Consider the following 21,655-nt stretch of genomic DNA (forward strand, 5'->3'; position numbering starts at 1 on the left):
GCGACGCTTTCGAGGCGCCTCCCATACGCTTAACTCACTCATGGTAGGTGTCCACTAAGGAATAGGTGGACACCTACCGTCATCGAAGTCGGGGCTCAGCGGAAGGTGTGTTTACCGGACGCATACGCTGGAAGCTGGAAGCTGGAAGCTGGAAGCTGGAAGCTGGAAGCTGGAAGCTGGAAGCTGGAAGCTGGAAGCTGGAAGCTGGAAGCTAGAAGCTAGAAGCTAGAAGCTAGAAGCTAGAAGCTAGAAGCTAGAAGCTAGAAGCTAGAAGCTAGAAGCTAGAAGCTAGAAGCTAGAAGCTAGAAGCTAGAAGCTAGAAGCTAGCATGTTCCCACCAATACCAGCATCAAGGGGTTTTCATCCAGCTTCCAGCCGCGAAGCGGCGCTCTTCCAGCTTCAAGCTTATCGACAGCTTCCAGGCGCGACGCGCCGCTCTTCCAGCTTAATGCTTCAAGGCTCGTCTTCCGCCTCGGGAAAGCGCAGCGGCGTCAGGCTCTTCTTCACCGCCTTCAACTGTTCGGCTAGCTTGGGACCGCGGGTCTTGGCCACTCCCACCGCCAGCACGTCGACCAGTACCAGGTGGGCGATGCGCGAACTCATCGGGGTATAGATCTCGGTATCCTCATGGACATCGATATACAGCGGCATGGTCACTTCCTCAGCCAGCGGCGAACCGCTGGGACACAGGCCGATCACCGTGGCGCCGGCCTCGCGGGCCAGACGCACGCTAGCCACTAACGCCCGAGTGCGACCGGTCTGGGAGATCGCTACCACCACGTCCCCCTTTTTCAGGGTTACCGCCGACATGTTCTGCATGTGCGGGTCGGCGTAAGCCGAGGTGGATATCTGCAGCCGAAAGAACTTGTGCTGGGCATCGAAGGCCACCGCCCCCGAAGCGCCAAAGCCGTAGAATTCGACCCGATTGGCCATCGCCAACGCGTTGATGGCCTTGCTCAAGGCGTCGTTGTCGAGTCGATCGCGTATCGACAGCAGGGTTCCCACCGTCGAATCGAAGATGCTTTGCGAGAATTCGGCAACGCTGTCGCTATCATTCATCGAGAATTGAGCGAACTGGCTGCCCGTAGCCAGCATCTGGGCAAGCTTGAGCTTGAAGTCCTGGAAACCGTTGCAGCCCAGCGCCCGGCAGAAGCGTACCACGGTAGGCTCGCTGACCTTGGCTTCGGTCGCCAGGTCGACGATGCGCATATGAATGACTTCATCGGGATTGCGCAGCACGAAACGCGCCACCTTCTGCTCGGAGCGACGGAAGTGCTCCATGCGGCCTCTCAACTCATCGAATAAGGCACGACTCACTATTCGCTCCTTAACGGCATGTATCTTGCTTATATGATGGCATAACTTACGCTTCGTCGATGACCGGAACGGCGGCCGGCTCCGAGACCGTATTGGTAACAGTATGCCCCACTTGGCGGGCCGATTGTCACATTATCGATGAACCCAGAGTTGAAGCCTTGGCCGTCATCATTCTGTCAAGTGGGTTATAGTGAAATAGTGACGTGTCGTGATAACTGCAAAAGAACCTGCACTCACCGTATGACAGGAGAGTCGATCATGCGCAATGTCGAACAGGTATCCTCGGTCAAGAACGAACTTCTCGACATTTTCATGAGCATGGAAGAACTGGAGCACAAGCAGCGCCAGAAGTCCGCGGCCGTGCGCTACCTGAGAGCTCGGCGTGGCATAGAATTGCACAACGAATTCAAGCGCCTGGAGCGTGATATCGCCGAGCTCGACGATGAGCTGATGCAATAGCGCTCGAGTAGGCGCCCACACCGGGCAAGCATCGAGCGCCCTATTTACGAGCCCCGGGATTGCCGGGGCTCGGAAGGTCGTTCGACGCTTTCTAAAGACTGCCGATAAACACGATGATCACGCCAATCGGCGCAATATAGCGCGCAATGATGTGCCATAACATCTCGCCGGTGCTACCCAGTGCCAGCTCCTGGCGGACACTCTGGCGGTCCAGGCACCAGGCGACGAAGACGACGGCCGAGAGACCCGTCAGGGGTAACAGGAACTTACTGGTCAGGGTATCCAGGAAATCGAAGATATTCAGCCCAACGATCGACACCTCGCTCCAGACGTTGAACGATAGCAGAGCGGCAATGCCCAGCGCCCAAGTGGCGATCCCGGCCACCATTGTGGAGCCCCCTCGCGACAGTGGGGTGCGTTCCTCCACAAACTCCACCACCGGCTCGAGCAACGAAATCGCCGATGTCAGCGCAGCGAATGTCAGCAGCAGGAAGAACATCAGGCCAAGGATCGTCCCGCCTGTCATGTTACCGAAGGCTAGCGGCAGCGTGACGAAAATCAGACCGGGCCCTTCGCCAGCGTCCAGGCCATTGGCGAAGACAATGGGGAAGATCGCTAGACCGGAGACCAACGCCACCAGGGTATCGAGGATGATGACGGTACGCGCGGTGGCAAGCAGATTCACGTCCTGCCCCAGATAGGAACCGTAGGCCATCATGATGCCCATACCCAACGACAGGGTGAAGAAGGCCTGCCCCATGGCCGCCAGCACCACACCGCCGCTCAAGGCACCCAAGTCAGGGTTGAACATGAAGGTCAGCGTCTCGCCGAAATGGCCGGAGGCGATACCGTAACCCACCAGCACCAGCAGCAGGACCCCCAGCGCGGGCATCAGGGTGCGCACCGCTCCCTCCAGGCCCTTGGTCACCCCTCGGGCAACGATGAAGATCACCAGCCCCATGAATACCGAGTGCCACAACAGCAGTTGCCCCGGGCTTGCCAGCATGCCGCTGAACAGCTCCCCGATGCCGTCGGCATCCTGGCCACTGAAGGCCCCGGTGACCGAACTCAGCGTATACGATAGCGACCAGCCACCGATCACGCTGTAGAACGACAGGATCAGGAAAGCCCCCAGGACCCCGCTGACGCCTACCAGCACCCAGGCACGGTTACGTCCCGACTGCTTGGCCAAGTCGGCCATGGTATTGATGGGGTTCTTCTGACCACGCCGGCCCAACAGCCACTCGGCAATCAGAATCGGCAGACCAATCAACGCGATACAGATCAAATAAACGAGCACGAAAGCGGCACCGCCACTATCGCCAACCATATAAGGAAATTTCCAGATATTCCCCAGGCCGACCGCGGAACCGGTAGCGGCGAGGATGAAGGTCAGTCGGGATGACCATTGCGCATGGGAGAGTTTCGACATGTTTCACCTTGAGATTGCGTGTCGTCACCGATCGGTCGGATGCGATGACGGCTTGTGCTTGTTGTTGCCACGCCCTTGGAGCCCCGGATCGCAGGACGCCATCAAGGCATGACAGGATCCCAGGCAGGATCACTGCCAGCGACTTCACCGTTGGGCATTTGGTCGATGCCCTGTCGGTGAAGCAGGATACCGGCACAACGGAAAGGTACATGGATGACGTACATTTCCAGCAAGATCGATGGATGGCCAGTATCTGAGCGGTAAAACTATCCGATCATACGCTTGATGGCCAGGGGGAACTCCCGATATCAGAACAGCAAGGACTGGGCATCACCCGAGAAAGGGGCGAGAGACGGCAAGCGACATTGGCGGGCGAGTCGTTCATAGAGTCGGCGTGCGAGCTGAGGAGCCTGGCGATTGTCCGGGGTGTGCACAAACAGGAAAGGGGTTTTCCCCTGATTTATCCACAGGGCGAGACGTTGGCACCAGGGAGCAAAATACGCATCGTTGATCCTTTCGTCCAAGTGGCCGATAAAGCGCACCAGCGGGTAATTGCCCGTGGAAATCACGTGTAATGGGCATTTCGGCTTTTCATTCTGGGCTTTGGCCAGCCTGGGATCCCCATCGGCGGGTGTGGAGAACAATGGACGCACATCGAGCATCACGCGATCCACACCATGAGTTATCAACAACCGGTTGAGTGCAACTTCCGCCGCCCCCTTGTGGAAAAAATCACTATGACGTACCTCCACGGCGCAGGGGATTTCGGTAGGCCAACGTGTCAGCAGCCGATCGAGCTGCGGCAATTCACGCGCACCGAAATCGCGTGGCAGTTGCACCATGATGGGACCAAGACGGTCATGCAACGGCGTCAGGCGAGAAAGAAAGATATCCAGCTCGGCGTCGATATCCGACAGACGTCGCTCATGAGTCAGCGTAGCGGGCAGCTTGAAACAGAACCGGAAACCCGCTGGCGCCTGGCGGGCCCAAGAGGCGACTGTTTCGGCCTTGGGCGCCCCGCTGTAGAAGGTGGTGTTGCCCTCGACGGCGTCGAACACCCGCGCATAGTCGGCGAGCCGGCTCTCCTGGCCACCATGGGGTGGGTAGAGGCTACCGCGCCAGTCGGCATTGGCCCACATGGCCAGGCCCAGGTGCAGTGCGGCCATCGGCTTTTCCTTGCGTCGTGGAAGCCAGCAGACTCCCGTTGCTACGGTTCTTTAGGCCCAACCTCACGACTCTAGCTTGGCTGTATGCTAGTAGTGTATCTAAAGACTTGCTGAAAGGAGGTCGTTTCATGGCCACCAAACACCAGCTGACATTCGATCCAAAAGTGCTTCTCGCAAGGATCGGAGATGGCCACAGCATTGGTGAGTACCACAAAGAGCAGATCATTTTTTCACAGGGCGAACCCGCTGATTCCGTCTTTTTCATCCAACGGGGCAAGGTCAAGGTAAGCGTCGTGTCCGAGCAGGGCAAGGAAGCCGTTGTGGCAATGCTCGGAGAGCATGACTTCTTTGGTGAAGGATGTCTCGCCGGCCAGTCGCAGCGTATTTCGACGGTCTCGGCCATCACGGATGCGGTCATTGTGCGGCTGGAAAAAGCGGCAATTCTCCGCCTGATCCATGAGGACCCCGCGTTTTCCGAACTGTTTATTGCCCATCTGCTGAGCCGTGCCATCCGCGTAGAGGCGGACCTTGTCGATCAGCTCTTCAACTCCAGCGAAAAGCGTCTTGCCCGAACGCTGCTGCTCTTGGCGAATTTCGGTCAGGAAGGCAAACCGGAGCTGATGATCGCAAATATCAGTCAGGAGACGCTGGCCCAGATGATCGGGACAACACGGGCACGCGTCAGCTTCTTCATGAACAAATTTCGTAAACTTGGTTTCATTTCCTACAATGGTGGGATCGAAGTCCACAGTTCATTGCTGAATGCCGTCCTGCACGATCAGCCGCACATCGAGCCCTGACCCTGCGTATCTCAACGCTAGGGGCTGTGGCTCGGGTGATGCATGCGACAGCGTTGTCATTCCCGGTCGGCGGCAACTGTACGCACCTCTCCCCAGGAGACCAGGCGTCGCTTGTCCTCGTCCCAAAGCATGAGCCGCGCCGACTCGAGGCTTTGCCATAGCGTGAGGCGGCCGACACCCCGGAGTTCAGGATGGTCTCGCAGCACCTCGGGCAACCGGTATGACGGGATACGGCTGCAGAGGTGATGGACATGGTGCACCCCGATATTGGCGGTGAACCAGCGCAACACGCCCGGCAAATCATAGTGCGAACTACCGTGCAGCGCCGCCTCGTGGAAAGTCCAGTCGCTGTCGTGCTCCCAGAAGGTACCCTCGAACTGGTGCTGGACATAGAAGAGCCAGACACCGATCGACGCGGCGAGAAGCGTAATCGGCAGTTGCACGAGCAGAAAGGTGCCCACACCGACCAGCCACATCATCGCGGTGACGACAACCACGATCGCCGCATTGGTGGCCATGGTGCTCAGCCAGGGCATCCATCCCGCGCGCATGAAGCCAAATGGCAGGCGATAGTCCAGTAGGAAAAGGTACGCCGGGCCGAGACCAAACAGGACCAGCGGGTGCCGGTACAAGCGATAGCGGAGCCGTTGCGCGCGGGGTAGGGCCCGATACTCGCGCACGGTCAGGGTGTCGATGCCGCCGACACGCGGGCGATCCAGATTGCCGGAGCTCGCATGATGGAGGGCATGGGTGTGGCGCCAGAAATCGTAGGGGGTCAGGGTCAGCACGCCGATAACCCGTCCGACCCAGTCATTGACGCCTTTGGATCGGAAAAATGACCCATGGCTGCAGTCGTGCTGGATCATGAACAAGCGCACGAGAAATCCTGCGGCGGGTACGGCAAGCAACAGGCCAAGCCAGTAGCCGGCGCTCAGGGTGGCCCATAGCAGTATCCAGAGGAAGATGAAGGGAATCACCGTGACCATGATTTCCAGGACGCTGCGCGCGAGGCGCGGCGCGCGGTAACCGCCGAGTGCGCGCATCAATGTCCGCGGCTCGGCTGTGATGTCGATATTCGGCGCTTGGGGCTCCATGTGCAGGCTCCTGACCGGGTCCGACACGCAACGCTTTGTTCCACAGGCCCCAGCTGGGCGCGTGCCGGGAGTATTGGGGCAGGGCACTTCGACAACGATTCAAGGTACCCTGAACTTGCATGCTGACCCGCGGCGAGCACGTTGTCTGAGCAAAATTGCACACTTTTGTCGAAAGCCTCGGAGACTTCAGGACGCCCCGTGTGATAATGCGCTCCGAGGCCCCGGTGGAGGCATCTGGCGTTACCTCGATTCAGTGGATGCTTTCCCTCCTACTCCACCGTCACCGACTTGGCCAGATTGCGCGGCTGATCGACGTCGGTGCCCTTGAGCACCGCCACGTGGTAGGACAGCAACTGTAGCGGTAAGGTGTAAAGGATCGGCGCCAGCGCCTCATCGACATGCGGTAAACGCAGGACACGCATCCCTTCAGTCTGCTCGATCGCTACCTCCTCGTCGGCGAAGACGAACAACTCCCCGCCACGGGCACGCACTTCTTGCAGATTTGACTTGAGCTTGTCGAGCAGCTTGTCGTTGGGCGCGACCGAGATCACCGGCATTTCACTATCGACCAATGCCAGAGGGCCATGCTTGAGCTCACCGGCAGGATAGGCCTCGGCATGGATATAGGAGATCTCCTTGAGCTTCAAGGCACCCTCTAGAGCGATGGGAAAATGCGCTCCCCGACCGAGGAACAGAGCGTGCTGTTTCTCGGCGAAATCCGCCGACAACGCCTCGATCTCGCCATCCAGCGCCAACACCTGACTAGCCAACGCCGGCAGCCCGCGAAGTGCGGTGACAATTTCGGCCTGGCGTTGCGCGTCGCCACCACGTACACGGCCCAGCGCCAAGGTGAGCAGCATCAAGGCAGTAAGCTGGGTAGTGAAGGCCTTGGTTGAAGCCACACCGATTTCCGGTCCCGCCAGTGTCATCAAGGTGAGGTCGGATTCGCGCACCAGCGAGCTGCCCGGCACGTTGCAGATCGCCAGGCTACCCACGTAGTCGCGCTGCCGGGCGAAACGCAGGGCTGCCAAGGTATCGGCGGTCTCACCGGATTGCGAGAGGGTGACGAATAGAGTGTCCTCGGGCACGACCACGCTTCGGTAGCGATACTCAGAGGCCACTTCCACCTGGGTGGGAATGCCGGCATAACGCTCCAGCCAGTAACGCGCCACCATACCGGCGTGATAGCTGGTGCCGCAGGCAACGATATGAATCTGCTTGGCCCGCGAGAACAATGCTTCGGCGTCAGTGCCGAAACTCTTGACCAGCACACCGTGCTCGCTAAGACGTCCTTCCAGGGTCGCGGCGATTACCTGCGGTTGTTCATGAATCTCCTTGAGCATGAAGTGGCGGTATTCGCCTTTGCTGGCCGAACCATCGCCATGCTCGAAAACCTGCACCGGACGCGTCACGGCCTGCCCGGCGGCATCGAAGATCTCTATCCGACCACCTGGGGAGAGCCGCACCACGTCGCCCTCCTGGAGATAGATGAAGCGGTCGGTGACCTGCAGCAGCGCCAGCGGATCGGAAGCAAGGAAGGCTTCCTCGATGCCAACCCCGACCACCAATGGGCTGCCCTTGCGCGCGCCGACCACCACACCGGGCTCGCCCTTGTGCATCACGCCCAGCGCATAGGCACCATCCAACCCCGCCAGGGCATGTTGAACCGCCACCAGCAGATCCTGGCTGCGCGTGAATTCACGGGCCAGCAGGTGCGCGATGACCTCGGTATCGGTCTCGGAAGTGAAGACATACCCCTGGCCTTCCAGCTCGGTCTTCAGTGCCTCGAAGTTCTCGATGATACCGTTGTGCACCACGGCCAGACTGTCGCCGGACTGGTGCGGGTGGGCATTGCCTTCGGTGGGACGTCCATGAGTCGCCCATCGAGTATGCGCGATACCCACGTTACCGCTCAGCGGCAACTCCGCCAGACGATCTTCCAGAGCGCTGACCTTGCCCACCGCACGCTGCCGGTTGAGACGTACATCCTCGGAGAGGATCGCCATGCCCGCCGAGTCGTAACCGCGATACTCCAGACGCTTGAGGCCCTCGAGCAGGATGCCCTGCACATTACGCTCGGCCACCGCTCCCACGATTCCACACATGACGTTCGCTCCTTATTGTTCCTTGTCCGCGGACTTGCGCGGCCGCGGCCAGTCGGCCTTGCTGATTTGGCGCCCCCGGGCAACCGCCAGGGCGCCGTCGGCAACATCCTTGCTGATCGTCGAACCGGCCCCCACAGTGGCACCTCGTCCTACCGTCACCGGTGCCACCAGTGCGGTGTTCGAGCCGATGAAGGCTTCGTCACCGATCTCGGTGTGATGCTTGTTGGCGCCATCGTAGTTGCAGGTGATAGTGCCAGCACCGACATTGACATCGCGGCCCAGCCAGGCATCGCCGACATAGCTCAAGTGATTGATCTTGCTGCCTTCGCCGACTTCGGCGTTCTTGGTCTCGACGAAGTTGCCGACCTTGGCGCGCACCGCGAGTCGCGAACCGGGCCGCAGGCGGGCAAACGGGCCGATGCGGTTCAATCCGGCCGCCACCGTCCCTTCGATCACACTGTGCGCCTCGACCACGCTTTCCGCGCCGATATGGCTGTCGCGAATCACACAATAGGGGCCGATCCGCACGCCTTCGCCCAACTCGACCTCGCCCTCGAAGATACAGCCAACATCGATCTCGACATCATGACCACAGGTCAGGGTGCCGCGTACATCGAGGCGCGCGGGGTCGACCAGAGCCACGCCCTCGTCCATCAAACGTTTGGCGATGCGCTGCTGATGCGCGCGCTCGAGATTTGCCATCTGGGCCCGATCGTTGACCCCTTCCACCTCCAACGGGCTCGACGGTTGTGCGGTGGCGATGCTCACTCCCTCGGCTGCGGCGATGGCAATAACGTCAGTCAGGTAGTATTCGCCTTGGGCATTGTCAGCCGAAAGCTGCGGCAGCCAGCGCTTGAGCTGGGCCGCGGTCATGGCCATGATCCCAGTGTTGCACTCGCGGATGGCTTGCTCGCTTTCGCTGGCATCCTTGTGTTCGACGATGGCTACCGCCTGACCGTCGCTGTTTCTGAGGATGCGCCCATAGCCGGTAGGATCGTCAAGCGTCACGGTGAGCAGTCCCATGCACCGCTCGTTCACCCGCGAGAGCAGGGCCTGCAAGGTGTCGCGGCGGATCAGGGGAACATCACCGTAGAGCACCAACACCTTGTCATGTCCCAGGTTATCCAGCGTCTGCGCCACGGCATGGCCAGTCCCCTTCTGCTCTTCCTGCACGGCAAAATGCACCGGGCAATCGCTCAATGCGACACGCACCTGATCGCCGCCGTGTCCGATCACCACATGCAGATGGTCGGCCCCCAACTGCGATGCCGTATCGATCACATGACGCACCATCGGCTTGCCGGCCAACCGATGCAACACCTTGGGTGTGTTCGAACGCATTCGCTTGCCTTGTCCCGCAGCAAGAATCACCACGTCGAGCGTCATCATGACTCCTTGTATTCGTCGCTGTTCATGTCGTCGGGCAACGCAACTTTCATCTCGACCACCGTTTCCTTACCGAAGTAATCAACGAAAGCCGGACTGGCCTGGCTAGCCCAACCATCGCCATCTCGCTCCAAGGTCAGCACCTTGAGTTCGTGTTCACTGGCCAGCGCCATCGCTTCATCGGGGCCCAGTACCAGTAACGCTGTCGCCCAGGCATCTGCCCAGGCGTTGGACCGGTGCAAGACCGATACCGAGGCCAGGTTATGGCGTATCGGATAGCCGTCGCGCGGGTCGATGGTATGCGAGTAACGCCGTCCGTCCTCCTCGAAATAGTTGCGGTAGCCTCCCGAAGTCGCCACCGACATATCATGCAACGGCAGCACATGCTGGGCTACCCGCCGGCTGCCATCGGGTACCTCCACTCCTATCCGCCATGGGGTCTCGCTCTCATCACGATAGCCCTTGACGAGCAGCTCGCCACCTATGTTGACCAGATAGTGATCGATATCTTGAGAATCGAGATACGACGCCACCCTGTCGGTAGCATGCCCCTTGGCGACCCCCGACAGATCCACGAACACATCGCTCAAGCGCTGCGCCCGGAGATTCTCGACATCGACTTCCAGCTTGTCGGGACCGATCTTGGCCAAGCGAGCCTGCAGTTCACCCTTGTCGGGTACCTCGCGTGGCCGTGCCTCCGGACCAAAACTCCATAGATTGACCAGCTCGCCGATGGTGACATCGAAGGCGCCACCACTCGCCTCGGCCACCGCTTCACTGACCGCCAAGACTTCTATCAGTTCCTCGGACAGCGTCTGCCACTCGCCGACCGGTGCCTCGTTGAAAGCCATCAACTCGGAATCATCGCGGTAGGTGGACATGGCCGCATCCACCGCCTCGAGCTCTTCCAGGAGGCCGGCCTCGAGCGCTTCGGCACGACTGCGAGTCAAAGGATCGGCGATAGTGACTTCATAGAAGGTGCCGAAGATCTCGCCTTCCATACGCACCGGCGAATCGAGTTTGGGGTCGGCATCGGAACAGCCGACCATCAGCGCGGTCAGCACACCGAACACTACCGTGATCACGGATGCTTTCGCTTGCATGCTTCGTTTCTCGCTCCTACCAGAAGAACCACAATAACCACAGTCCAAACACTACGCGATAGATCACGAAGGGCTGCATGCCGATGCGCTTGATGAACACCAGGAAGTAGTGAATGCACAGGTAGGCGCTGATGCCTGAAAGCAAGGTCCCCGCAACCAAGGCCCCCCAATCGACGGCTTGCGGTTCGAGCAACAGGTTGCATACCTCGAGCCCACCAGCGAGCACGATTACCGGAATCGACATCAGAAAGGAGAAGCGCGCCGCTCCTTCACGGCTCATGCCCAGCAAAAGTGCCACCGTGATGGTAATGCCCGATCGCGAGGTACCGGGAATCAATGCCAGTGCCTGAGCGATGCCGACCAACAGGGCATCCTTCAAGGTGAGCTGGTATTCGTTACGATTGCCGCGGCCATGCCAGTCGGCATAACCCAACAAGAGGCCGAAACCAATCAACCCACTCGCCAGCAACAGCGGCGAACGCATGGCAACCTCGATGGTGTCGTGAAATGCCAGCCCCGCCAACCCTACGGGAATGGTCGCCAGCAGCACCCACCAGGCCAGGCGGCCATCCGAGTCAGTGCCTCGCCCACTCACCGACGCCAGCCAGCTACGTGTCATGCCAAGCAGTTCGCGGCGAAAATAGAGTACCACCGCCGCCAGGCTGCCCACATGCAAAGCCACATCGAAGGCCAGACCTTGGTCCGGCCAGATGGTGAGCTCGGGAACCAGGATCAGATGCGCGGAACTGGAAATCGGCAGGAACTCGGTCAGTCCCTGCACGATGGAAAGTACGAAGACTTGCAGCCACTCCATTGGGGGTTTCCCTTGACCTGAACGTTTACGCTACCGACAAGCAGCAAGGATGTTCGCCGGTACTACACCCGCGTGGCTTCACCGGGCCGGCCGCTGAGAGCATACACATCTTTACCGATGCTGTCCGCCCGGTCCATCGCCGAACCACGGAAGCTGATCGCTTCGCAGACCGTGCTTCCCAGCAACGCCATCGAGAGGCTGACGAGATGGGTGCGCATGGCGTCAAAGCCCACTCAGGATCGCCGTGGCAATACTGAAGTAGATCAATACCCCGGAAGCGTCGATCAGGGTGGTGACCAACGGTGCCGAGGCAGTGGCCGGGTCCCAGCCTACCCGATTGAGCAGGAAGGGAAGGCACATGCCGAGCAGGCTACCGAACAGGACGATGGTCACCATGCTCATGGCCACGACCATGGCCACCGCTTCACCGCCACGCAGTATACCGATAGGAGCCACGGCGACCGCCATGGTCACACCCAGCGAACCGGCCACCAGCAGCTCTCGGCCAAGCAGCTTGCCCCAATCCTTGAGACCGACATCGCCGATGGCCATACCTCGGACCATCAGGGTCGCCGCCTGGGCTCCAGCGTTACCGCCGCTGCCAATCAGCAACGGCAGGAAGAACACCAGCGCCACCTGGGCGGTGATGATGTCTTCGAAATAGGCGATACCGGCACCGGAGAACAGATTGGCAAACACCAGCAACACCAGCCAGATCACCCGCTTGCGGTACAAGCTCCACAGCGGCACCCGGCTGACGCCATCTTCCAGTTGGCCGATCGACATCCCCTTGTGGATATCTTCGGTGGCCTCGGACTCTGCCACGTCCATGGCATCGTCGTAGGTGACGATCCCCACCAGGCGCTCCTCGGCATCGATTACCGGTACCGCCAGCAGATCGTAACGTGCCACTAGGCGAGCAGCCTCTTCCTGGGGGTCGTCGACCCGGACGCTGATCACGTCCTTGATCATCAGGTCATCGACCCGAGCCCCGGGTCGCGCCACCATCAACTGACGCAACGACATGGTGCCGGCCAGACGCCCCTCTTCGTCCAACACGTAGATCTGATAGACGGTTTCGGCATCCGGCGCCGTCTGACGCACCCGCATCAGTGCCTGCGATACCGTCATGCCGCTAGGAATGGCTACGTAGTCAGAGGTCATTACCGCCCCGGCGGTGCCTTCCTCGTAACTGGCCAGGCGCTTGATGTCCTCGCGTTCCTGACGTGCCATGCGTCGCAGCAGGCCTTCACGGCGGTCCTCGTCGAGCAGGTTGAAAAGGTCGGCACGCTCGTCGGAGCCCATCTCCTCGAACAACGCGAGCAGCGTCTCGTCGGACATCGCCTCGGCCAGCTCCTCCTGTGCCTCTGCCGGCAGATAGCCGTACACATTGGCACGGCGTTCGATCGACAACAGGTTGAGAAGGGAGAAGACGGTGGACGCATCGTCATCCTCCTCGAGAATCCCCTCAAGAATTTCGGCAATGTCCGCGGCACGCAACTCGGGTAGCAGTTCCTCCAGAGGGCCCGTGTCATCCTGTTCCAGCGCTGCCACCAGAACGCTTTTCTGTTCGTTCAGAGCTTCGTTCAATGCCATAGGCATCCTCCTGACACCCTATCGACCCTAAGGTTTGTCTGAATACTGCTTGAGTTCGGCAATACGAAAAACGCCCCTGGAACTAGCAGTTCTAGGGGCGTCGATAGGCCGTCGAAACGTCGACTCAGCCCTTGCCTGCCTTCTTGCGCAATTGCTGGATCGTGCGCAACTGGGCCACCGCTTCGGCCAGCTCGGCAGCGGCACGACCGTAGTCGATTTCCGCGGATGCGTCGTTCATTTCCTTCAACGCATGCTGTCTGGCCTCTTCGGCGGCCGCCTCGTCCAGGTCGGCGGCCCGCACGGCGGTATCGGCCAGGACCGACACCAGGTCAGGCTGGACTTCGAGGAAGCCACCGGTGACATAGTAGTTCTCTTCCTGACCACCGTCGTGGATGACCCTCACCGGCCCCGGATGGAGCTCGGTCAGCAGCGGCGCGTGACCCGGCAGGATCCCGAGATCCCCCATCACGCCGGCTGCGATGACCTGCTCGACTTCGCCCGAGAAGATCGACGCCTCGGCGCTGACGATCTCGCACTTGAAGCTTTTCGCCATAGCTATGTCCCCTTTGGGTGGACGACCTTACTTCATGGAATTGGCTTTTTCGACCGCCTCGTCGATAGTGCCTACCATGTAGAAGGCCTGCTCAGGCAATTCGTCGTACTTGCCGTCCAGGATCCCTTGGAAGCCTTCGATGGTCTCCTTCAGCGACACGTACTTGCCGGGAGAGCCGGTGAAAACCTCGGCGACGAAGAACGGCTGCGACAGGAAGCGCTGGATCTTACGCGCACGCGCGACGGTCAGCTTGTCCTCGTCGGACAGTTCGTCCATGCCCAGAATGGCAATGATGTCCTTAAGTTCCTTGTAGCGTTGCAGCACACCCTGTACCCGGCGCGCGGTATCGTAGTGCTCCTGGCCAACCACCAGCGGGTCAAGCTGACGCGAGGTGGAATCCAGTGGGTCGATGGCCGGATAGATGCCCAACTCGGCGATCGAGCGCGCCAGTACCACGGTGGCATCGAGGTGCGAGAAGGTGGTGGCCGGCGACGGGTCGGTGAGGTCGTCCGCCGGGACGTAAACGGCCTGCACGGAAGTGATCGAGCCTGTCTTGGTGGAAGTGATACGCTCCTGCAGAACGCCCATCTCCTCGGCCAGGGTCGGCTGGTAGCCTACTGCCGACGGCATACGACCCAACAGTGCCGACACCTCGGTACCCGCCAAGGTGTAACGGTAGATGTTGTCGATGAACAGCAGCACGTCGCGGCCTTCATCGCGGAACTTCTCGGCGATGGTCAGACCGGTCAGCCCCACACGCAGACGGTTGCCGGGCGGCTCGTTCATCTGACCATAGACCAGCGATACCTTGTCGAGAACGTTGGACTCCCGCATCTCGTGGTAGAAGTCGTTGCCCTCGCGAGTCCGCTCACCAACCCCGGCAAACACCGAGTAGCCGCTGTGCTCGGTGGCGATGTTGCGGATCAGCTCCATCATGTTGACGGTCTTGCCGACTCCAGCGCCGCCGAACAGACCAACCTTGCCGCCCTTGGCGAAGGGGCAGATCAGATCGATCACCTTGATGCCTGTCTCGAGCAGTTCCTCTGTGGCTGCCTGCTCGGCATAGGTAGGGGCCTTGCGGTGAATCGGCATGCGCTCCTGCTCACCGATCGGTCCTGCTTCGTCGATCGGCTCGCCAAGCACGTTCATAATCCGACCAAGGGTCTCCTTACCCACCGGCACGGAAATCGCAGCACCGGTGTCGGTGATCTCCATGCCGCGCTTCAAACCCTCGGTGGAGCCCATGGCGATGGTACGCACCACGCCATCACCCAATTGCTGCTGGACTTCCAGAACGGTCTCGGAGCCCGAGACATTCAGCGCGTCGTAGACCTTGGGCACTTCGTCCCGCGGAAACTCTACGTCAATCACCGCGCCGATGATTTGTACGATACGTCCGCTCATCTTGGTTCCTCTTAAATACCTGCAAATGAAACCTGCTTTGCCTGAAAACGCGGGCGGTGCTCCGTCGCGAGACGTGTCGGCCCCAAGCGTTTCCTTGCGGCGCTATACGGCTGCCGCACCACCAACGATCTCGGAGATTTCCTGGGTGATGGCCGCCTGACGGGCCTTGTTGTACACCAGCTCCAGGTCATCGATCAGATTGCCGGCGTTATCGGTGGCGCTCTTCATGGCGATCATGCGTGCTGCTTGTTCGCAAGCGGCATTCTCGACCACCGACTGATAGACCTGCGATTCGATGAAACGCACCAGCAAACTATCCAGCAGCGCCTTGGCATCCGGCTCATACAGGTAGTCCCAGGTACTGGGACGGGTCTGTTCTTCGTCTTGCTTGTCATTTCCCATATCGGTAGACAAGGGCAACAATTGGCGCACGACCGGTTTCTGAGTCATGGTGTTGACGAACTCGTTGTACACTACGTACAGACGATCGATGCGGCCCTCATCATAGGCTTCCAGCATGATCTTGACGCTACCGATCAGGTCCTGCACCTCCGGTGCTTCGCCCAAGCCACTCCTGGCGGCTACCAACTCTCCGCCATACTTGCGGAAGAAAGCGCTGGCCTTGGCCCCCAAGGCGCAGAACTGCAGTTCCACACCACGGTCGCGCCAGGCCTTGGCATCCCTGAGCACCGCCTTGAACAGGTTGACGTTCAAGCCACCGCACAGTCCGCGATCGGACGACACCACGATGAAACCGACACGCTTGGTCTCTCGCTCGATCATGTAGTCGTGACGATACTCTGGATTGGCATCGGCGATATGACCGACCACGTTGCGGATCTGGCGAGCATAGGGCTGACTCGCCTTCATGCGATCCTGGGCTCTACGCATCTTCGATGCAGCGACCATCTCCATGGCGCTGGTGATCTTCTGCGTATTCTTGATGCTCCCGATCTGGGTGCGTATCTCTTTTGCAGCTGCCATAGCGATCTACCCTCTCGTTCCTGACCCTCAGAAGCTTTCAAGGCCCACCCCGGCACTTCCGGGGCGGGCCAATGGCATTACCAGCTCTGAGTGGCCTTGAACTTCTCGAGACCCTCTTTCAAGTCCTTCTGGATCTCGTCGTTGTAGTCGCCGGTCTGGTTGATCTTGTCGAGCAGCTCGCCATGTTCGGCCTTCATATAGCCGCGCAGGGCACTCTCGAAGTCCAGTACCTTGTTGACATCCACATCGTCGAGGTAGCCCTGGTCGGCGGCGTACAGGGACAGCGCCATCTCGGCCACGGACATCGGCGAGTACTGATGTTGCTTCATCAGCTCGGTAACGCGCTGGCCGTGCTCGAGCTGCTTGCGGGTCGCCTCGTCGAGATCGGAGGCGAACTGCGAGAACGCTGCCAACTCACGATACTGGGCCAGAGCCAGGCGCACGGCACCACCAAGCTTCTTGATGATCTTGGTCTGTGCCGAGCCCCCGACGCGGGATACCGACAGACCGGCGTTGATAGCCGGGCGGATACCTGCGTTGAAGAGGTTGGTCTCGAGGAAGATCTGGCCGTCGGTGATCGAAATCACGTTGGTCGGTACGAACGCTGAAACGTCGCCGCCCTGGGTCTCGATGATCGGCAGCGCGGTCAGCGAGCCGGTCTTGCCCTTGACCTCGCCGTTGGTGAACTTCTCGACGTAGTCGGCATTGACGCGCGCGGCCCGCTCGAGCAGACGCGAGTGCAGGTAGAAGACGTCACCCGGGTAGGCTTCGCGACCCGGCGGACGACGCAGCAACAGCGACACCTGGCGATAAGCCCAGGCCTGCTTAGTCAGGTCGTCGTAGACGATCAAGGCATCCTGGCCGCGGTCGCGGAAGTACTCGCCCATGGTGCAGCCGGCGTAGGGGGCCAGGAACTGCATCGGGGCCGGGTCGGAGGCACCAGCGGCAACCACGATGGTGTGTTCCATGGCGCCGTGCTCTTCGAGCTTGCGTACCACGTTGGCGATGGTCGACTGCTTCTGACCGATGGCCACGTAGATACAAGTGACGCCCTTGCCCTTCTGGTTGATGATGGTATCGACGGCGATCGCCGACTTACCGATCTGACGGTCACCGATGATCAGCTCACGCTGACCGCGGCCGATCGGCACCATGGAGTCGATCGACTTGAGACCAGTCTGGATCGGTTCATCTACCGACTGGCGAGTGATGACGCCAGGGGCTACCTTTTCCACCGCATCGGTGAACTTGGCATTGATATCGCCCTTGCCATCGATGGGGGTACCCAGTGCATCGACCACGCGGCCGACCAGCTCGGGCCCCACCGGGACCTCGAGGATGCGACCGGTGCATTGTGCGGTCATGCCCTCTTCGAGTTGCAGGTAGTCACCCAGCACCACGGCACCAACACCGTCGCGCTCGAGGTTGAGCACCATGCCGAAGATGCCGCCGGGGAATTCGATCATCTCGCCGAACATCGCGTCGGCAAGGCCGTGAATACGGACGATGCCGTCGGATACGGTGACGACGGTGCCCTGGTTACGGGCTTCGGATGCGACATCAAGCTTCTCGATACGCTGCTTGATGATGTCGCTGATCTCGGAAGGATTCAGTTGCTGCATGCCATGTCCCTCAAACTCAGGCGGAAAGGGTTTCGTGGAGGCGATTCAGTCGACCGCGTACCGAGCCGTCGATGACGGTATCGCCGGCACGCAGGATGACGCCGCCCAGCAAGCTGGGGTCCACCTGAGTGGTAATGGAGATTTCGCGATTGAGGCGTTTCTTGAGTGCACTGCCGAGCGTTTCCTGCTGATTAGCATTCAGCTCGAAGGCCGACACGATGATCACATCCATGCGCCGGTCATGCTCGGCACGGAATGCCTCGAACTGCTGTGCAATCGCTGCCAATGCCGGCAGGCGACCCTTCTCACCCAGGTGATCGAGGAAACGTCGGGCCGCGTCATCGACTTCAGACTCGGACACCTCGATCAGAATTTCCACCTTGCGGGCGGTATCTAGCTTGGGATGAGAAAAGATCTCCTGCATCTCGTTCACGGAAGCGACCCGGCCAAGCTTGCCCAACAGCTCGGACCAGGCCTCAAGTACCTCGTGATCGCGCGCGTACTCGAACGCCGCCTTAGCGTAGGGTCGAGCGACGGTAGACGTTTCCGCCATGGATCACCTCCTCAAAGCTCTTTGGCGAGTTTGTCGACGAGTTGGCCATGTTGCTTCTCGTCGATGGAGGCCTCCAGTATCCGCTCCGCGCCTTCGATGGCGAGTCGCGATACCTGGACACGCAGCTCTTCTTTCGCGCGGTTGATTTCCTGCTCGATCTCGGACTTGGCATTGTTGATCATGCGCTCACCTTCCAGGCGAGCGCTGTCACGTGCCTCTTCGATCATCTGGGTAGACCGCTTGCGGGCCTGCTCCAGGATTTCGGCTGCCTGTTCCTTGCTCTCACGCAGAGTCTCGTTGGCTTGTTCTTGCGCCAACTCGAGATCCCGCGTTGCACGGCTGGCAGCGTCCAAGCCATCGGCAATCTTCTTCTGGCGTTCCTGCAAGGCCTGCATGACCGGTGGCCAGACAAACTTCATGCAGAACCAGACGAAGACCGCGAAAGCAATAGCCTGGCCGATCAGGGTAAGGTTCAGATTCACGCCAGCACCTCTCGCGTCACAAGTTTGGGGTTGAAGTCACAACGGGTCGTATCGACCACCGTGGCTTAACCGACAAACGGGTTGGCGAAGGTAAAGAATAGCGCAATACCGACACCGATCATGGACACGGCGTCCAACAGGCCAGCGACGATGAACATTTTCACCTGCAGCATCGGGATCATTTCCGGCTGACGCGCGGCACCTTCCAGGAACTTACCGCCGAGGATGCCGAAGCCGATGGCGGTGCCCAAGGCGCCCAAGCCGATCAGCAGGGAAACGGCGATGGCGGTCATACCCAAGATTTGTGCTTCCATGGTGGTCTCCAGTTTCAGTCAAGTGGTTTAGCGGGTTAAGGGGGTTAGCGAAATCAGTGTTGTTCCACCGCCATGCTCAGATAGACGATGGTCAGCATCATGAAGATAAAGGCCTGCAGGGTGATGACCAGGAGGTGGAACACCGCCCAAGTGAAATGCAGCGGAAGCTGCCACAGCCCAACGATGGCGATCAAGATGAAGATCAGCTCGCCGGCATAGAGGTTGCCGAACAAACGTAGACCGAGCGAGATAGGCTTGGCCAGTAGGGTCACGGCTTCCAACACGAAGTTGACCGGAACGAACAGTGCCTGGATCAACTTGTTGGGGGAGTTGAACGGATGCAGGGTCAAGTCGCCAATGAAGCCGGTGAAACCCTTGGCGCGAATGGTATAGAAAATGACCAATGCGAAGACCGACAGCGACATACCCAACGTGGCATTGACGTCGGTGGTTGGCACCACCTTGAAGTAAACATGCTCGGGGTCGGCACCGAAGAAGCCACCGAACTTCTGTGCCAGCATGGGCAGGAAGTCAACCGGCACCAGGTCCATCAGGTTCATCAGGAAGACCCAGCAAAAAATGGTCAGCGAGAGCGGAGCGATCACTCGACTCTTGCCATGGAAGGTTTCCTTCACCGAGTTATCGACGAACTCGACCATCAGTTCGACGAAGTTCTGCAAGCCAGAGGGCACACCGGTGGTCGCCATCATGCCAGCCTTGCGGAAGATCATCAGGAAGATCACCCCCAACGCGACCGACCACCCCATGGTATCGAGGTGGATCGCCCAGAAGCCCATTTCGGAAGCCTCCTGAGCGGAATGGGCGATCGACCAGCCGTGCTCTGGATGCCGACCAAAGGTCAGGTTCTGCAGGTGGTGCTGGATATACTCCGTCGGAGTCGGGTTAGTGCCTGCCATACTCTGCCTCGATTTCAGGTGCGCGACGGTCGCTTCAGTAGCCAGGGTCCCAGCCAATGCACGAACAGCGTCGCCACGTAAGCGCCAAAGAAGAAAGCGGGATTTGAGGGGGGCACTGTCACGAACACGAGCGTGAACAATACCACCGTCAAACCAAACTTACCGGCTTCGGCTCGATAGAAGCTCTTGATGATGTTCCTGGTATGCTGCGCTCCCTGGAAGCGGAAGGCGCGCCAGGCAAAGTAGGCATTGGGTAGCAACGCAACCCCACCTCCCAGCAATGCCGAAACCGCGACGTCCATCCCCCCCATGTACGCCCCCAACCCAGTGGCGACGCATACGACCACTAACTGGGCGAGCAACAGACGCAGGATTCGCGGACGCTTGAGCTTGGCTGCCAGTGGATTTCCCATGCTCTCCGTCTGCGCTGCTATCTGCCAAAATCGCTGCCGCGGTCAATCCGGCGGCAAGCCCGGACGCGATTATAGGGAAGCCCCCCAGTCCCTTCAACCGAAGTCGGCGCGATTCTGCACGATATCACGCCAGATTACGACCAAATGGCAAGAAATGTGTGACGAATCAATTTAGCTCGCTAACGAAAAGGGCGTTCCCCTCAGCGGATGTGGGCCAGGATGCCGTCGAGTTCGTCGAGACTCGAATAACGGATGGTCAGCCGCCCCTTGCCGCTGCGGCTGTGTTGAATCTTGACCGGTGCCCCCAGCAGCTCGCCGAGCTGGTTCTCTAGCCGCCCCACATCGCCAGGGGGAGTCTCGCGCGTCTTTTTTGTCGGTTCGCCATTGACCAGACGCTTGACCAGGGCTTCGGTATCGCGAACCGTCAGATCCTTGTTGACCACCTCATGGGCAGCCTGGCGCTGCTTGGCGCCAGACAGCGCCAGCAGAGCACGAGCATGTCCCATGTCCAGATCGCCGCGCTCGAGGAGGGTCTGCACTTCAGGGTCGAGTGCCAGCAGGCGCAGCAGGTTGGCCACCTGTGCACGTGACTTGCCTACCGCGTCGGCGACCTGCTGCTGGGTCAAGTCGAACTCGTCCATCAGGCGCTTGTGTGCCAGGGCTTCCTCGATAGGATTGAGGTTTTCGCGCTGGATGTTCTCGATCAGCGCCAACGCCAGGGCAACCTGGTCGCTGACGTCGCGAACCACTGCCGGAATGACATCGAGCTCGGCCAGTTGAGCGGCCCGCCAACGGCGCTCGCCGGCGATGATTTCGTAACGCTCGTCCCCCAGCGGCCTGACGACGATGGGCTGCATCACGCCCTGGGCACGGATCGAGTCGGCAAGCTCTTCCAGTGCCTCGGGCTGGATGTCACGGCGCGGTTGATACTTGCCACGCGACAACTGCCCCAGCGGCAGGCGCTCCAGACGCTCTTCCGCCGCTGAGGACATGTCAGGGGACAGGTCGATGCTGCTGCCATCGACACCGGCAAACAGGATGTCGGTATCGGCCTCGCCCTCCAGGGTCTCGCGACGGCGGGCACCGGCGCCGATCAGGGCATCCAGGCCGCGTCCAAGGGCACGTTTACGTGTCATCGGCA

At 60.0% G+C, this 21,655-nt stretch carries 22 protein-coding genes; 2 read left to right on the top strand and 20 right to left on the bottom strand.

Features of this window, described 5'->3' with window-relative positions; translation table 11 throughout:
* Positions 1–453: 453 nt before the first annotated feature.
* Complete coding sequence (gene hexR / locus IE093_RS04140; RefSeq protein ID WP_189466495.1) at positions 454–1,317, bottom strand: transcriptional regulator HexR; 864 nt, start codon at positions 1,315–1,317, stop codon at positions 454–456.
* Positions 1,318–1,575: 258 nt separating this feature from the next.
* Here hexR and IE093_RS04145 point away from each other — a divergent pair, with 258 nt between their 5' ends.
* Positions 1,576–1,776: a PA3496 family putative envelope integrity protein gene (locus tag IE093_RS04145; RefSeq protein WP_189466498.1), complete on the top strand. Its 201-nt coding sequence runs from the start codon at positions 1,576–1,578 to the stop codon at positions 1,774–1,776.
* A gap of 91 nt (positions 1,777–1,867) precedes the next feature.
* On the opposite strand, the gene IE093_RS04150 is transcribed toward IE093_RS04145, so the two are convergent.
* The gene (locus tag IE093_RS04150; protein ID WP_189466499.1) at positions 1,868–3,208 is read right to left on the bottom strand and encodes a sodium-dependent transporter; all 1,341 of its coding nucleotides are present in this window, start codon (positions 3,206–3,208) and stop codon (positions 1,868–1,870) included.
* 308 nt (positions 3,209–3,516) lie between these two features.
* Positions 3,517–4,374, bottom strand: a complete 858-nt coding sequence (locus IE093_RS04155) for a DUF72 domain-containing protein (RefSeq protein ID WP_189466501.1) — start codon at positions 4,372–4,374, stop codon at positions 3,517–3,519.
* Between the two features lie 128 nt (positions 4,375–4,502).
* Here IE093_RS04155 and IE093_RS04160 point away from each other — a divergent pair, with 128 nt between their 5' ends.
* A complete protein-coding gene (locus tag IE093_RS04160; RefSeq protein WP_189466503.1) occupies positions 4,503–5,174 on the top strand; it encodes a Crp/Fnr family transcriptional regulator in 672 nt (223 codons plus the stop codon).
* Positions 5,175–5,230: 56 nt separating this feature from the next.
* On the opposite strand, the gene IE093_RS04165 is transcribed toward IE093_RS04160, so the two are convergent.
* From IE093_RS04165 to IE093_RS04245, 17 genes are all read right to left on the bottom strand, one after another.
* Positions 5,231–6,268 carry a fatty acid desaturase gene (locus tag IE093_RS04165; protein ID WP_189466505.1) on the bottom strand — a complete coding sequence of 346 codons (1,038 nt, stop codon included), beginning with the start codon at positions 6,266–6,268 and terminating at the stop codon, positions 5,231–5,233.
* Positions 6,269–6,537: 269 nt separating this feature from the next.
* Positions 6,538–8,373, bottom strand: a complete 1,836-nt coding sequence (glmS, locus tag IE093_RS04170; protein WP_189466507.1) for a glutamine--fructose-6-phosphate transaminase (isomerizing) — start codon at positions 8,371–8,373, stop codon at positions 6,538–6,540.
* A 12-nt stretch (positions 8,374–8,385) separates the two neighbouring features.
* Positions 8,386–9,759 carry a bifunctional UDP-N-acetylglucosamine diphosphorylase/glucosamine-1-phosphate N-acetyltransferase GlmU gene (gene glmU / locus IE093_RS04175; protein ID WP_189466991.1) on the bottom strand — a complete coding sequence of 458 codons (1,374 nt, stop codon included), beginning with the start codon at positions 9,757–9,759 and terminating at the stop codon, positions 8,386–8,388.
* Positions 9,759–10,862, bottom strand: a complete 1,104-nt coding sequence (locus IE093_RS04180; RefSeq protein ID WP_189466508.1) for an FAD:protein FMN transferase — start codon at positions 10,860–10,862, stop codon at positions 9,759–9,761. Before IE093_RS04180 ends, glmU begins: the two co-directional genes overlap by 1 nt.
* A gap of 16 nt (positions 10,863–10,878) precedes the next feature.
* The gene (locus IE093_RS04185; protein WP_189466509.1) at positions 10,879–11,676 is read right to left on the bottom strand and encodes an undecaprenyl-diphosphate phosphatase; all 798 of its coding nucleotides are present in this window, start codon (positions 11,674–11,676) and stop codon (positions 10,879–10,881) included.
* 62 nt (positions 11,677–11,738) lie between these two features.
* Positions 11,739–11,894 (bottom strand): hypothetical protein, encoded by a 156-nt coding sequence (locus IE093_RS04190; protein WP_189466510.1) that lies wholly within the window; start codon positions 11,892–11,894, stop codon positions 11,739–11,741.
* Between the two features lie 4 nt (positions 11,895–11,898).
* Positions 11,899–13,272: a magnesium transporter gene (gene mgtE / locus IE093_RS04195; RefSeq protein ID WP_189466511.1), complete on the bottom strand. Its 1,374-nt coding sequence runs from the start codon at positions 13,270–13,272 to the stop codon at positions 11,899–11,901.
* Positions 13,273–13,396: 124 nt separating this feature from the next.
* Positions 13,397–13,825 (bottom strand): F0F1 ATP synthase subunit epsilon, encoded by a 429-nt coding sequence (locus IE093_RS04200; protein WP_189466512.1) that lies wholly within the window; start codon positions 13,823–13,825, stop codon positions 13,397–13,399.
* A gap of 27 nt (positions 13,826–13,852) precedes the next feature.
* Complete coding sequence (atpD, locus tag IE093_RS04205; protein WP_189466513.1) at positions 13,853–15,229, bottom strand: F0F1 ATP synthase subunit beta; 1,377 nt, start codon at positions 15,227–15,229, stop codon at positions 13,853–13,855.
* 102 nt (positions 15,230–15,331) lie between these two features.
* The gene (atpG, locus tag IE093_RS04210; protein WP_189466515.1) at positions 15,332–16,213 is read right to left on the bottom strand and encodes a F0F1 ATP synthase subunit gamma; all 882 of its coding nucleotides are present in this window, start codon (positions 16,211–16,213) and stop codon (positions 15,332–15,334) included.
* Between the two features lie 77 nt (positions 16,214–16,290).
* Positions 16,291–17,835 (bottom strand): F0F1 ATP synthase subunit alpha, encoded by a 1,545-nt coding sequence (gene atpA, locus IE093_RS04215; RefSeq protein ID WP_189466517.1) that lies wholly within the window; start codon positions 17,833–17,835, stop codon positions 16,291–16,293.
* A gap of 16 nt (positions 17,836–17,851) precedes the next feature.
* Positions 17,852–18,388 carry a F0F1 ATP synthase subunit delta gene (locus IE093_RS04220; RefSeq protein ID WP_189466519.1) on the bottom strand — a complete coding sequence of 179 codons (537 nt, stop codon included), beginning with the start codon at positions 18,386–18,388 and terminating at the stop codon, positions 17,852–17,854.
* Between the two features lie 11 nt (positions 18,389–18,399).
* Positions 18,400–18,870 carry a F0F1 ATP synthase subunit B gene (locus IE093_RS04225; protein WP_189466521.1) on the bottom strand — a complete coding sequence of 157 codons (471 nt, stop codon included), beginning with the start codon at positions 18,868–18,870 and terminating at the stop codon, positions 18,400–18,402.
* A gap of 65 nt (positions 18,871–18,935) precedes the next feature.
* On the bottom strand, positions 18,936–19,184 hold the full coding sequence (gene atpE / locus IE093_RS04230) for a F0F1 ATP synthase subunit C (protein ID WP_016418323.1): 249 nt from the start codon (positions 19,182–19,184) through the stop codon (positions 18,936–18,938).
* A gap of 53 nt (positions 19,185–19,237) precedes the next feature.
* Positions 19,238–20,101 (bottom strand): F0F1 ATP synthase subunit A, encoded by an 864-nt coding sequence (gene atpB, locus IE093_RS04235; protein WP_189466523.1) that lies wholly within the window; start codon positions 20,099–20,101, stop codon positions 19,238–19,240.
* A gap of 14 nt (positions 20,102–20,115) precedes the next feature.
* The gene (locus IE093_RS04240; RefSeq protein WP_189466525.1) at positions 20,116–20,514 is read right to left on the bottom strand and encodes a F0F1 ATP synthase subunit I; all 399 of its coding nucleotides are present in this window, start codon (positions 20,512–20,514) and stop codon (positions 20,116–20,118) included.
* Between the two features lie 200 nt (positions 20,515–20,714).
* Positions 20,715–21,650, bottom strand: a complete 936-nt coding sequence (locus tag IE093_RS04245; RefSeq protein WP_189466527.1) for a ParB/RepB/Spo0J family partition protein — start codon at positions 21,648–21,650, stop codon at positions 20,715–20,717.
* Between the last annotated feature and the right edge of the window lie 5 nt (positions 21,651–21,655).

The organism is Litchfieldella qijiaojingensis (assembly GCF_014651875.1).
Classification (GTDB): Bacteria; Pseudomonadota; Gammaproteobacteria; order Pseudomonadales; family Halomonadaceae; genus Litchfieldella; species Litchfieldella qijiaojingensis.

What these genes read in the sequence shown, in the direction of transcription:
- IE093_RS04145 (WP_189466498.1), top strand. Translation starts at nt 1,576, where the DNA reads ATGCGCAATGTCGAACAGGTATCCTCGGTCAAGAACGAACTTCTCGAC.
- IE093_RS04150 (WP_189466499.1), bottom strand. Translation starts at nt 3,208, where the DNA reads ATGTCGAAACTCTCCCATGCGCAATGGTCATCCCGACTGACCTTCATC.
- IE093_RS04155 (WP_189466501.1), bottom strand. Translation starts at nt 4,374, where the DNA reads ATGGCCGCACTGCACCTGGGCCTGGCCATGTGGGCCAATGCCGACTGG.
- IE093_RS04160 (WP_189466503.1), top strand. Translation starts at nt 4,503, where the DNA reads ATGGCCACCAAACACCAGCTGACATTCGATCCAAAAGTGCTTCTCGCA.
- IE093_RS04165 (WP_189466505.1), bottom strand. Translation starts at nt 6,268, where the DNA reads ATGGAGCCCCAAGCGCCGAATATCGACATCACAGCCGAGCCGCGGACA.
- glmS (WP_189466507.1), bottom strand. Translation starts at nt 8,373, where the DNA reads ATGTGTGGAATCGTGGGAGCGGTGGCCGAGCGTAATGTGCAGGGCATC.
- glmU (WP_189466991.1), bottom strand. Translation starts at nt 9,759, where the DNA reads ATGACGCTCGACGTGGTGATTCTTGCTGCGGGACAAGGCAAGCGAATG.
- IE093_RS04180 (WP_189466508.1), bottom strand. Translation starts at nt 10,862, where the DNA reads ATGCAAGCGAAAGCATCCGTGATCACGGTAGTGTTCGGTGTGCTGACC.
- IE093_RS04185 (WP_189466509.1), bottom strand. Translation starts at nt 11,676, where the DNA reads ATGGAGTGGCTGCAAGTCTTCGTACTTTCCATCGTGCAGGGACTGACC.
- IE093_RS04190 (WP_189466510.1), bottom strand. Translation starts at nt 11,894, where the DNA reads ATGCGCACCCATCTCGTCAGCCTCTCGATGGCGTTGCTGGGAAGCACG.
- mgtE (WP_189466511.1), bottom strand. Translation starts at nt 13,272, where the DNA reads ATGGCATTGAACGAAGCTCTGAACGAACAGAAAAGCGTTCTGGTGGCA.
- IE093_RS04200 (WP_189466512.1), bottom strand. Translation starts at nt 13,825, where the DNA reads ATGGCGAAAAGCTTCAAGTGCGAGATCGTCAGCGCCGAGGCGTCGATC.
- atpD (WP_189466513.1), bottom strand. Translation starts at nt 15,229, where the DNA reads ATGAGCGGACGTATCGTACAAATCATCGGCGCGGTGATTGACGTAGAG.
- atpG (WP_189466515.1), bottom strand. Translation starts at nt 16,213, where the DNA reads ATGGCAGCTGCAAAAGAGATACGCACCCAGATCGGGAGCATCAAGAAT.
- atpA (WP_189466517.1), bottom strand. Translation starts at nt 17,835, where the DNA reads ATGCAGCAACTGAATCCTTCCGAGATCAGCGACATCATCAAGCAGCGT.
- IE093_RS04220 (WP_189466519.1), bottom strand. Translation starts at nt 18,388, where the DNA reads ATGGCGGAAACGTCTACCGTCGCTCGACCCTACGCTAAGGCGGCGTTC.
- atpE (WP_016418323.1), bottom strand. Translation starts at nt 19,184, where the DNA reads ATGGAAGCACAAATCTTGGGTATGACCGCCATCGCCGTTTCCCTGCTG.
- atpB (WP_189466523.1), bottom strand. Translation starts at nt 20,101, where the DNA reads ATGGCAGGCACTAACCCGACTCCGACGGAGTATATCCAGCACCACCTG.
- IE093_RS04240 (WP_189466525.1), bottom strand. Translation starts at nt 20,514, where the DNA reads ATGGGAAATCCACTGGCAGCCAAGCTCAAGCGTCCGCGAATCCTGCGT.
- IE093_RS04245 (WP_189466527.1), bottom strand. Translation starts at nt 21,650, where the DNA reads ATGACACGTAAACGTGCCCTTGGACGCGGCCTGGATGCCCTGATCGGC.